This window comes from Pseudomonas sp. P7779, assembly GCF_013386315.1.
Classification (GTDB): domain Bacteria; phylum Pseudomonadota; class Gammaproteobacteria; order Pseudomonadales; family Pseudomonadaceae; genus Aquipseudomonas.
In genome coordinates, this window is the sequence record NZ_JACARZ010000124.1 from 1 (window position 1) to 11,212 (window position 11,212).

Below are 11,212 nucleotides of genomic sequence, written 5' to 3' on the forward strand. Positions count from 1 at the left end.
GCTCATTGAGCGGGCTTTTTTGTGCCTGGGATTCAGCTCAACGACTGAATGCCCGGTTCGGTTTGCACGGGTGCAATGCTGTTTCGCCCCATGAAGGCCAGGACCACCAACGCCGTCAGCACGGTGAATCCCGCGAGCAGTTGCAGCAATGTGTTGAACCCCGCGATGTAGGCGCTGCGCAGTGCTTCCGGCGGAAGGGCGGCCGAGGCCAGTTGCACGTTGCCCATGACCAGGCCTTGGGCAATCACTGACACGTCGGCCCCTGCGAGACCCTTCAGGTGATGTGCCACCAATGCGCCCAATACTGCCATCGTGATCGCCAGCGCCACGCCTTCACTGGCCACGCGGGTGGTGTTGAAAATCCCCGCCGCCATTCCCGCGCGCTCCTTGGGCACCACGCTGATCGCCAAACCATCCATCAAACCCCACGGCAGCCCGGTGCCGATCCCGATGACCAGCATTGCGGCGATGGTCTGCGCAGGCTGGTTGGCCAGGCTTAATCCCCACAGGCCCACCGCCGCGATCAGCAAGCCAATGGCACACAACAGTCCTGCTGAGAGCCAGCGGGTCAGCGATGCGGCGATCATCGGCACCACCAGCATCGGTGCCGATAACGCGAGCATCATCAAACCCGCGTCCAGCGCGCTGGTGCCTTCCACACCGATAAACCGCAGGGGCAGCAACACGATCAGCACGATGTAGCAGTAACAGGTACCGATCGGCAGGAGCTGCACGCCAATAAAACGCGGGAAGCGAAACAGCCGCAGCTCCAGCATCGGTTGGCTGGAGCGGTTTTCGACGAGGATAAACACCAGCAAAAACACCGCCGCCGCGATCAGCAGGGCATCAACCAGCGGCGACGTCCAGCCGTGCTCCGGCGCGAGGATCACCGCCGTGGTCAGGGCCACCAGCATCGCGGAAAACGTCAGTACACCAGCGGTGTCCAGCCGCAGCGCTTGCGGGTCGCGGCTTTCACGCATTTTGGGCGCGGCAAACAGCAGCGAAATACCGGCCAATAATGCAGTGCCGAGAAAAATCGAGCGCCAGCCCCAGTGCTCGATCAGCACCCCCGACAGCAATGGCCCAAACGCCAGGCCTGCACCGAATGTGGTGCCCAGCAAGCTGAAGGCGCGGGTGCGGGCATGGCCGTCAAACTCCTGGGCCAGCGCCGCACAGCCACTGGCCAATGCCGTAGCCGCCGCGACGCCCTGCACGCCACGCAACACATCCAGCCAGAAAATCCCCGGTGCCACTGCCAGCAGCAAGGAGACCACGGTAAACAGCGCCATGCCCCACAAGAAAAGACGCTTTCTCCCATACAGGTCGGCTAGGGTGCCGGCGGCCATCAACAGGCTGCCGAAACTCAGCATGAATGCGTTGGTGATCCACGCCAGCTGGCTGGGCTGGGCGGCAAATGCCTGGCCGATAAAGGGCGTGGCGACGGCGCCGCCGGTAAAGCTCATGGGCAATACCAGGGCGGCCAGGCAAATGGCCGCCAGGATGGAATATCGGCCATGGGCGGGCGCAGATTCGGTTGTCGTGTTCATAGGGGCATTCCCGCGAGTTTGAAGATTAAAAGACTCTAATCAGGATGCAATCACGGATAAACGGGCTTACATTCCGTTCATAACGGACTGGATGGATGCAATGACGTGACCGATAACTTGAGCGGCGTGATCGCCTTCGTGAAAACGGCAGAGGCCCTGAGCTTCACCGGCGCGGCCCGGGCGATGGGGATTTCCGCTTCGGCGGTGGGCAAGAATGTCGCCAAGCTTGAGGCGTCACTGAATGTGCGGCTGTTGCACCGCAGTACGCGCAAGGTCAGCCTCACCGCCGAAGGCCAATTGTTCTACGAGCGCAGTCGGAAAATTCTCGACGACCTGCAAGACGCCCGCGCCATGCTTTCCCATGCGATGCAGGCACCCCGGGGCAAACTGCGGGTCAGCCTGCCCACCATCGGTTATCGCTTTCTCTTTCCGCACATGAGGGCGTTCCGCAAAGCCTACCCCGAGATCGAGCTGGAGCTGGATTTCAACGACCATCTGGTGGACGTGATCGAGGAGGGCTTCGACGTGGTCATCCGCAGCGGTGGCCTGGCGGATTCGACCCTGATGGCCCGCAAGCTGGGGCCGTTCAGGTTTGTGCTGTGTGCATCGCCCCAATACCTACGAGCCAACGGCCGGCCAGAATCCCTGAGCGAACTGGAGCATCACCCGTGCTTGCGTTACCGCTTCGCCACCACCGGCAAAATCATGGACTGGACCTTGTCCGCCAACCCGGCCATCACCCAATTGCGCCTGCCCACCGCGCTGACCCTGAACAACATGGAGGCCATGCTCCGGGCCGCGATGGACGGCCATGGGATTGCCTACGTGCCAGACTTCCTGGCCCGCGAAGCCCTCGCCCAGGGCCAGCTGGAAACCGTGCTCGACGGCCATTCCGATGACCAGGGCCAGTTCTGGGCGCTGTGGCCATCCAGCCGGCATCTCTCGCCGAAGATCCGCGTGTTTGTCGATTTCGCCGCCGCGCACCTGTTCACAAACCCACCAGTCGGTAGCCCACCTGCAACTCGGTGATGAAGTACTGCGGCTGGGCCGGGTCCGCCTCCAGCTTCTGCCGCAGGTGCGCCATGTGCACCCGCAGGTAGTGGGCGCGGTCCACGTAATCCAGGCCCCACACCTCGAGCAATAACTGCCGATGGGTCAGCACCCGGCTCTGCCCGCGAATCATCGCGCACAGCAGGCGGTATTCGATGGGCGTCAGGTGCACCGGCAGGCCTTGGCGCCACACTTCATGGGTCGCCAGGTCCACCTCGATATCACCAAACGCCACCTTGCTGGTGGCCGCCACGGTGCCGGTCTGCCCATGACGACGCAGTTGCGCACGGATGCGCGCGAGCAACTCGGGTACGCCGAAGGGTTTGGTCAGGTAGTCATCGGCGCCGGCATCCAGGGCGGCGACTTTTTCCTCTTCGCGATCCCGCGCCGACAACACCAGGATCGGCACCGCCAGCCATCCCCGCAGCTCGCTGATCAGCTGTTTGCCGTCGCCGTCCGGCAGGCCCAGGTCGACGATCACCAGGTCCGGCTGACGGCTGGAAGCGTGGATCAACGCGCGTTTGACGCTGTCGGCCTCGAACACCTGGAAGCCCTCATCCTGCAGGGCGATGCCGACAAAACGGCGGATGTTGGCCTCGTCTTCAACAATCAGAATGCGTGCAGTGCTCATAGGGCGTCCATTGGGGGCGGAGTACCCGCCGGTAAAGTGATGACGAAATGCATGCCGCGCTCGCTGCCGGGTCTGGCTTCGATACGCCCGCCGTGGGCTTCGACGATGCGCTTGGCCAGGGCCAGGCCCAGGCCGATTCCGGCGACCGAGGATTCCTGCTGGCCACGGGCAAACGGTTCGAACAGATTGGCCGGCGCGCTGCCCGGGCCGGTGTCGCTGACTTCCAGCAGGATGCTGTCGGAAACGGAACGGGCGGTAACGGTGATGACCGTGCCAGGCGGGGTGTATTTGGCGGCGTTGTCCAGCAGGTTGACCAGCACCCGTTCGATCAGCAGCGCGTCGACTTCCACCAGCGGTAATTGCGGGTCAAGCGTCGTGTTCACCACATGCCGGGCCAGTGGTTCACGCAACTGGCGCAGGGCGCTGCCGACGATCTCTTCCAGCAAATGCCATTGCCGGTTGAGTCGCACACCGCGCTCCTGCATGCGGGCCATGTCCAGCAAGTTTTCGATCAAGCGTTGCATCGAAGTCGCCTGCTCATGAATACCGTGCAGCAACGCGGTCAGCGGCCCCGGCGGCGCATGGGGCAGGGCGGTGTCGGCGGCGCCGATCAGGGTGGTCAAGGGGGTGCGCAGGTCGTGGGAAATCGCCGCGAGCAAGGTGTTGCGCATTTTCTCGCCTTCCATCTGCACCATCGTGCTTTGCGCCACTTCGACGAAGTGCACGCGCTCCAGGGCAATCGCCAATTGGCTCATGCAGGCTTCCAGCAGGCGGCGCTCTTCGGGCTCGTTGAGGCGTTCGCTTTGCGCCAGTTCCAGCACCAGCACACCGCGCACGCGCATCGGCGCCTTGAGCGGCAGGTAGCAGCCCTTGGCGGCGGACAAGGTGTCGGTGCCCTGGCCGGCGGACTGGCCGTGGTCGTAGGTCCATTGGGCGATGCTGTCGTCGATCGGCAGCCCGCCCGCGCCCACGCTGTGCACGCCGTCCGCGGCGTCCGGCAAGGCCAGGCCGACCCGCGCCTCGAACACGCCGCTGAAAGTGCGCAGCGCCACTTCGCTGATCTGCTCCACGGTCAACGCGGCCGACAGGTCCCGGGCCAGGCGCGCCAGTGAGGTTGCGCGGCGTTCTCGAGCGGCGGCGGTGCGCGCTTCGTGGCGCAGGCGGGCGGTGAGTTGCCCGGTGATCAGGGCGATGCCGAGCATCAGCGCGAAGGTGAAGAAATACTGGGTGTCGTTGACGGTAAACGAGTAGCGCGGCTGGACGAAAAAGAAGTCGAAACACAGCACCGCGAGCATCGCTGCCCATACGCCGGGGCCGCGTCCAAACCGCAGGGCCACCAGCACCACCGTGAGCAGGAACAGCATCACCACGTTGGCCAGGTCGAACACTTGCAGCAGCAGCGCGGCGATGGCGCTGGCGGTGAAACAGGCGAGTGTGGACCAGAGGTAGGCCAGGGTTCTGCCGGGCGCTGGTGTAGGTTTTTCAATGGCAGGAACAGTGCCTGGCAACATGCCATGGGCGATCACGATCTGGTCGATCTGCGGATGGTGCCGGCTGATCCGGTCGCCCACCGACTGGTGCCAGAACCGCCATGCCCGGCGCGGGTGATGGCCGAGCACCAGGCGGTTGGCGTTGTGTTCCCGGGCACAGGCGGCCAGTGCTTCGGCGACGTCCATGCCCGGCAATGTCGCGGTGTCGGCGCCGAATTCGCTGGCCAGCGCCAGGGTTTTCATCGCCGTGAGATAACGCTTGGCGCCGCGGCCCTGGGCTGCGGCGACGTGCACCACGATCCAGTCCGCCTCGAGCTTTTGCGCCAGGCGCGCGGCTTCTCGCACCAGGCGTTCATCACCGGCGTCACCGGCCACGCCTACCAGCAATCGCTCGCGGGCGGGCCACAGGGTCTTGATCGACTGTTCGCGACGGTACACGCGCATCTGCGTGTCGACCCGGTCGGCCGTGCGGCGCAGGGCCAGTTCCCGCAGGGCGAGCAGGTTGCCCTTGCGGAAAAAGTGCCGCGACGCACGTTCGGCCTGAGGGCCCAGGTACACCTTGCCGTCCTTCAAGCGTTGCAGCAGATCATCCGGCGGCAGGTCCACGACGACCACTTCGTGGGCATTGTCGAACACGTGGTCCGGTACGGTTTCCCGCACGCGAATGCCAATGATCCCACTCACCAGATCGTTAAGGCTTTCCAGGTGCTGGACGTTGAGGGTGGTCCACACATCGATGCCGGCGCTGAGCAGTTCTTCCACGTCTTGCCAGCGTTTCGGGTGGCGCGAGCCGGGCACGTTGCTGTGGGCCAGTTCATCCACCAGCAGCACGGCGGGATGGCGTTGCAGGGCCGCGTCGAGGTCGAATTCGGTGAGGGTGAAATCGTGATGCAGGCGGTGGGCGCGGGGCAGTTGTTCGAGGCCGTTGAGCAGCTTGGCGGTTTCCTGGCGGCCGTGGGTTTCCACCACACCGGCGAGTACGTCGCGGCCCAGGCTGACTTCCCGTTGCGCCGCGTCAAGCATGGCGCAGGTCTTGCCCACCCCGGCGTTGGAGCCGAAGTAGATACGCAGTTTGCCGCGCAAGGCGGCCTGTTCTTCCTGCTGGACCCGGGCGAGAAGGGCGTCGGGGTCGGGGCGTTCTTCGTTTAATGCGGGCATGTCATTCCTGGTCAATGCGGTTCAATGGTGGGAGCGGGCTTGCTCGCGAAAGCGGTGTGTCAGTGACAGTCGAGTTGGCTGACACTCCGTATTCGCAAGCAAGCCCGCTCCCACATTGGGTTTGCGGTGCTACACGAGACCCAGCCCGGTCAGCACCAGGTCAATCAGCTTGATCCCGGCAAACGGCACCAGCACCCCGCCCAGGCCATAGATCAGCAGGTTGCGATTGAGCAATGCCGCCGCGCCAATCGCCCGGTACGTCACGCCGCGCAGGGCCAACGGAATCAGCGCCACGATGATCAACGCGTTGAAAATCACCGCACTGAGGATCGCCGAGTTGGGACTGCTCAGGTGCATCACGTTCAACGCACCGAGTTGCGGATAGGTCGCGACAAACGCCGCCGGGATGATCGCGAAATATTTCGCCACGTCATTCGCCACGCTGAAGGTGGTGAGTGCGCCACGGGTCATCAGCATCTGCTTGCCCACCTCGACCACTTCGATCAGCTTGGTCGGGTTGCTGTCGAGGTCGACCATGTTGCCGGCCTCTTTCGCTGCCTGGGTGCCGCTGTTCATCGCCACCGCCACGTCGGCCTGGGCCAGTGCCGGGGCGTCGTTGGTGCCGTCGCCGGTCATGGCCACGAGCTTGCCCTGGGCCTGGTAGTCGCGGATCAGCTGCAGCTTGTCTTCCGGGCGCGCCTCGGCGAGGAAGTCATCCACGCCGGCTTCCACCGCAATCGCGGCGGCGGTCAGGCGGTTGTCGCCGGTGATCATCACGGTCTTGATGCCCATGCGCCGCAGTTCGGCGAAGCGCTCCTTGATGCCGCCCTTGACCACGTCCTTGAGCTCCACCACGCCGAGTGCTTTGGCCCCGTCCGAGACCACCAGCGGAGTGCTGCCGCGTCGCGATACTTCGTCGACCTTGGCCTGCAATGCAGCCGGAAAGCTCCCGCCGAGTGCTTCGATATGACTGCGAATCGCATCCGCTGCACCCTTGCGAATACCGCGGCCTTCGGGCAGGTCGACGCCGCTCATGCGGGTCTGTGCGGTGAAGTGCACAAAGCTTGCGCCGAGGGCGTTGATGTCCCGCGCGCGGATGTCGAACTTCTGCTTGGCCAGCACCACGATGCTGCGGCCTTCCGGGGTTTCGTCGGCCAGGGACGCCAGTTGCGCCGCGTCGGCCAGTTCAGCTTCCTTGACCCCCGGTGCCGGCAGGAAACTGCTGGCCTGGCGATTGCCCAACGTGATGGTGCCGGTCTTGTCCAACAGCAACACGTCGATGTCACCCGCCGCCTCAACGGCGCGGCCGGAAGTGGCGATCACATTGGCCGACATCATGCGGCTCATGCCCGCCACGCCGATGGCCGAGAGCAGGCCGCCGATGGTGGTGGGAATCAGGCACACCAGCAACGCCACCAGCACCGTGGCGCTGATCACGTTGCCACTGCCACTCATGGCCACGGCAAAGATCGAGTACGGGCTCAGCGTGGCGATCACCAGCAGGAACAACAGGGTCAGGCCCACCAGCAAAATCGTCAGGGCGACTTCGTTGGGCGTTTTCTGACGCTTGGCGGATTCGACCATCGAGATCATGCGGTCGAGGAACGACTCGCCCGGGTTGACGCTGATGCGCACCACCAGCCAGTCCGACAGCACCCGCGTGCCGCCGGTGACCGAGGAAAAGTCGCCGCCGGCCTCGCGAATCACCGGTGCCGATTCGCCGGTGATTGCGCTTTCGTCCACCGAGGCCACGCCTTCGATCACTACGCCATCGAGCGGCACCAGGTCGCCGGCTTCGATCAGCACCACCTGGTCCTTGCGCAACAGCGTCGCTTCGGTCGGCAGCCACGCCGCGCCGTGCTTGGGTTGCTGCAGCAGCTTGGCCAGGGTCTGGCGTTTCATCCCCCGCAGGCTGGCCGCCTGGGCGCGGCTGCGACCCTCGGCCAGGGCCTCGGCGAAGTTGGCGAACAGCACGGTGAACCACAGCCACAAGCTGATGCTGAGGATAAACCCGCTGGGGGCTTCACCCTGACCGCCGAGGGACTGGAACCACAGCAGCGTGGTGAGGAGGCTGCCCAGGTACACCACGAACATCACCGGGTTTTTCCACTGCGCCTGGGGCAGCAGTTTCTTGAACGCATCCCCGCAGGCGGTGAGCACGATGGCGCGATCAAACAGAGGTAAACGAGCATTCTTGATCATGGGGGAATCTCTTACTCACTGGCCGCAATGGGGGGCTGGCGCAGAGGCAGACGGGCGTCCAGCGCGAGGTTGAGTTGCAGCACATTGACCCGTGGTTCGCCGAGCAAACCCAGGGTGCGTTCCGCGGTGTTTTCGTTCACCAGTTGCAGCAGTTCGGCTTCGGGGATCTGTCGCAGGCGGGCGACCCGGGCCAGCTGGATGCGTGCGTTGGCCACGGAGATATGCGGGTCCAGGCCGGAGGCGGAAGCGGTGACCGCATCCACCGGCACCTGGGCGTCGGCGGCGAGGCCGTTGTCCTGGCGGTAGGCTTTAACCCGGGCTGCGACCTGGTCCACCAGTTTCTGGCTGGTAGGGCCCAGGTTGCTGGCGCCGCTGGAACCGGCGTTGTACGGCTGGGAGACACTTTTGCTCGGGTCTTGCGGGTCGGTACCGAGGGTCATGCTCGGGCGGCCGTGGAAGTAGCCGGGCCTGGTAAAGTCCTGGCCGATCAACGCCGAGCCGATCACCAATCCGTCGCGTTCAATCAGCGAGCCCTGGGCCTGGAACGGGAACAGCAACTGCGCGGCAAAGGTGGTGAAGATCGGGTAGGCGAGGCCGGTCAGCGCCATGAAAAACACCGCCGAAACCAGCACCGGGCGCAACAGCCCTTTGAATATCGATTGAGTCGTCATCAACGTGTCCTTAGTTGTACGTCTGGCCGGACAGCAACTGCAGTTGCTCCACCAGCGGGCCGAGCGCGAGCGCCGGCAGGAAAGTCAGGCCGCCCACCACCAGCACCACAAACACCACCAGCACCATGAACAGCGGGGTTGCGGTGGGGATGGTGCCGGCGCCGGCAGGCACGGTCTTTTTCATCGCCAGGGAACCGGCCACGGCGAGCATCGGCAGCATGGTGAAGAAGCGCCCGACCAGCATCGCCAGGCCAATCGTGGTGTTGAAGAAAGGCGTGTTGGCGTTCAGCCCGGCGAACGCCGAACCGTTGTTGGCGGTGCCCGAGGTGTAGGCGTAGAGCACCTCGCTGAAACCGTGGGGGCCGAGGTTATTCAGGCTGGCCATGGTGTCGGGCCACAGGGAGGCGAGGGCGGTGAAACCGAGGATGCTGATGGGGTGCGCGAGCACCGAGAGCATCACCAGTTTCATCTCTCGGGCCTCGATCTTCTTGCCGAGGAATTCCGGGCTGCGGCCGATCATCATGCCCACCAGGAACACCGTCAGCAGCGCGTACTGGATCAGGTTGATAAAGCCCACGCCGTCGCCGCCGAACACGCAGTTGAGCATCATCTGCGCCAGGGGCACGAAGCCGCCCATGGGAGTCAATGAGTCATGCATCGCGTTGACCGAACCGGTGGTGGCCGCGGTGGTGGTGGCGATAAACAGGCTGCTGTCGGCAATGCCGAAACGCAGTTCCTTGCCTTCCATATTGCCGCCGCTTTGCTCGATGGACAGCGTCTGGTTGGCACCGGCCTGGGTCAGCAGCGGGTTGCCGTTTTGCTCGGCGCCGTACACCAGCGCGAGAAAGCCTAAGAACATCACCAGGAAGGTGCCGAAAAACACCCAGCCCTGACGGCGTTGGAGCAGCATGCTGCCGAAGGTGTAGGTCAGCGCCGACGGGATCAGCAACATGCTGAGGATGTGCAGGGCGTTGGTCAGCGGGGTCGGGTTTTCGAACGGGTGCGCGGCGTTCATGCTGAAGAAACCGCCGCCGTTGGTGCCGATATGCTTGATCGATTCAAAGCTCGCCACGGCGCCGACAATCAGTTGTTGCTGCGCGCCTTCCAGGGTGGTGGCCAGGGCTTGGGAGGAAAAGGTCTGCGGCATGCCTTGCCACACATACACCAGGGCCATGCCCACGCACAGTGGCAGCATCACGCGGTACAGGGTGCGGGTGAAGTCGACCCAGAAGTTGCCGATATCCGCCGAGCTTGAGCGACTCAGTCCACGGATAAAACCGGCTGCGGCGACCACGCCCGAGGTGGCGCCGACGAACATCAGGAAGGTGATTACTGCCATCTGGCTGAAGTTCGACAGGCTGGTTTCGCCCGAGTACGCCTGCCAGTTGGTGTTGGTGATAAAGGAAGCGGCGGTATTGAACGCCAGGTCCGGGGTTTGCGCGGCCAGCCCGAGTGGGTTGATCGGCATGACGGCCTGTAACCGCAGGATGAGATAGCCGAGCAGCATCATCGCGGCGTTCGACAGCAACAGGGCCGAACCGTAGCGGGCCCAGCTCATGGTTTCCAGCGGGTCGATGCCCAGCAGGCGATAGGTATAACGTTCCGGCAGGGCGTGGCGGGTTCCGGTAAACACCCGGGTCAGCCACTTGCCCATCAGCACGGCGAGCCCGGTCATCAACACCAGGACCAGCGCAAATTCCAGCAAAGTGCTTAGCATGTCGAGGCTCCGTTCAAATCTTGCCCATGGCGACAATGGCCATGGTTGTCGCGGCGAAAAACACCAGGGAGAGGCCTACAAAAATCATGTCGTACATGGTGGGGCTCCCTAGAACTTTTCGGCGCGAATGAGGGCGTAGCCCAGATAAGCGAACAGCCCGACGGCGCATAGGCCGCTGGCGATATAGATGAACTTGAGTGTGAGCACGGTGGAACTCCCCTGATTAATAAGCCGCGATTGCGGACGCGGGGAGGTTAAGAGGTTGGGTATCAAGTTCGGGCACTGATTGCGGGTTTGGGCATTAAGACGGTGTATAGAGGAGGGTGGGGTGGGCGAACGGAAAAAAGGGATAACCCGGGGGCGGGGTATCCCTTGAAGCACTGGGGTTTTGCTGCTTTTGATGATCAGCTTATTTGGCTTTCTTTTTCTTTGATTCGCGGGTGGCGAGTTGTTCGAAGCAAAACGCGGCGGCGCCGAACAGGGCGATCATTGAGAGGACGATCATGCCTAACGTTGAACTTTCCACGATGACTTCCTGCGGGGGTTATTGGGGTGGAGGTCACAGTAGTGGAGGGGGGATTAGTTGCTCAATAGAGACGACTTAAACGTTACGGCTGGGGTTGAATCTATACGGAATCTTTACGTGGCTGTTGTGTGTATATCCGTTTTTTAGGTAACGGCTACTTATGGTTTCGCTCTTACAGCGAGTCACTTTGCAAAAGCGGCAAAGTAACCATGGACTTGCT

At 63.4% G+C, this 11,212-nt stretch carries 8 protein-coding genes; 1 reads left to right on the plus strand and 7 read right to left on the minus strand.

Annotation, left to right across the window (positions count from 1 at the left end; genetic code table 11):
• Positions 1-32 precede the first annotated feature (32 nt).
• Positions 33-1,547 carry an MFS transporter gene (locus HX869_RS28515; protein WP_178904012.1) on the minus strand — a complete coding sequence of 505 codons (1,515 nt, stop codon included), beginning with the start codon at positions 1,545-1,547 and terminating at the stop codon, positions 33-35.
• A 105-nt stretch (positions 1,548-1,652) separates the two neighbouring features.
• Here HX869_RS28515 and HX869_RS28520 point away from each other — a divergent pair, with 105 nt between their 5' ends.
• A complete protein-coding gene (locus HX869_RS28520; RefSeq protein WP_008430364.1) occupies positions 1,653-2,576 on the plus strand; it encodes a LysR family transcriptional regulator in 924 nt (307 codons plus the stop codon).
• On the opposite strand, the gene HX869_RS28525 is transcribed toward HX869_RS28520, so the two are convergent.
• The 6 genes from HX869_RS28525 to kdpF form a co-directional block, all read right to left on the minus strand.
• Positions 2,536-3,228: a response regulator gene (locus HX869_RS28525; protein ID WP_003219430.1), complete on the minus strand. Its 693-nt coding sequence runs from the start codon at positions 3,226-3,228 to the stop codon at positions 2,536-2,538. The genes HX869_RS28520 and HX869_RS28525 overlap by 41 nt on opposite strands.
• A complete protein-coding gene (locus tag HX869_RS28530; protein WP_178904013.1) occupies positions 3,225-5,876 on the minus strand; it encodes a sensor histidine kinase KdpD in 2,652 nt (883 codons plus the stop codon). The genes HX869_RS28525 and HX869_RS28530 overlap by 4 nt, the downstream gene beginning before the upstream one ends.
• A 129-nt stretch (positions 5,877-6,005) precedes the next feature.
• Positions 6,006-8,078: a potassium-transporting ATPase subunit KdpB gene (gene kdpB / locus HX869_RS28535; protein WP_178904014.1), complete on the minus strand. Its 2,073-nt coding sequence runs from the start codon at positions 8,076-8,078 to the stop codon at positions 6,006-6,008.
• Between the two features lie 11 nt (positions 8,079-8,089).
• Positions 8,090-8,749, minus strand: coding sequence for a K(+)-transporting ATPase subunit C (gene kdpC, locus HX869_RS28540; protein ID WP_178904015.1), 660 nt, complete (start codon positions 8,747-8,749; stop codon positions 8,090-8,092).
• Between the two features lie 10 nt (positions 8,750-8,759).
• On the minus strand, positions 8,760-10,466 hold the full coding sequence (gene kdpA, locus HX869_RS28545; RefSeq protein WP_178904016.1) for a potassium-transporting ATPase subunit KdpA: 1,707 nt from the start codon (positions 10,464-10,466) through the stop codon (positions 8,760-8,762).
• Positions 10,467-10,574: 108 nt separating this feature from the next.
• Positions 10,575-10,673 (minus strand): K(+)-transporting ATPase subunit F, encoded by a 99-nt coding sequence (kdpF, locus tag HX869_RS31920; RefSeq protein ID WP_003219423.1) that lies wholly within the window; start codon positions 10,671-10,673, stop codon positions 10,575-10,577.
• Between the last annotated feature and the right edge of the window lie 539 nt (positions 10,674-11,212).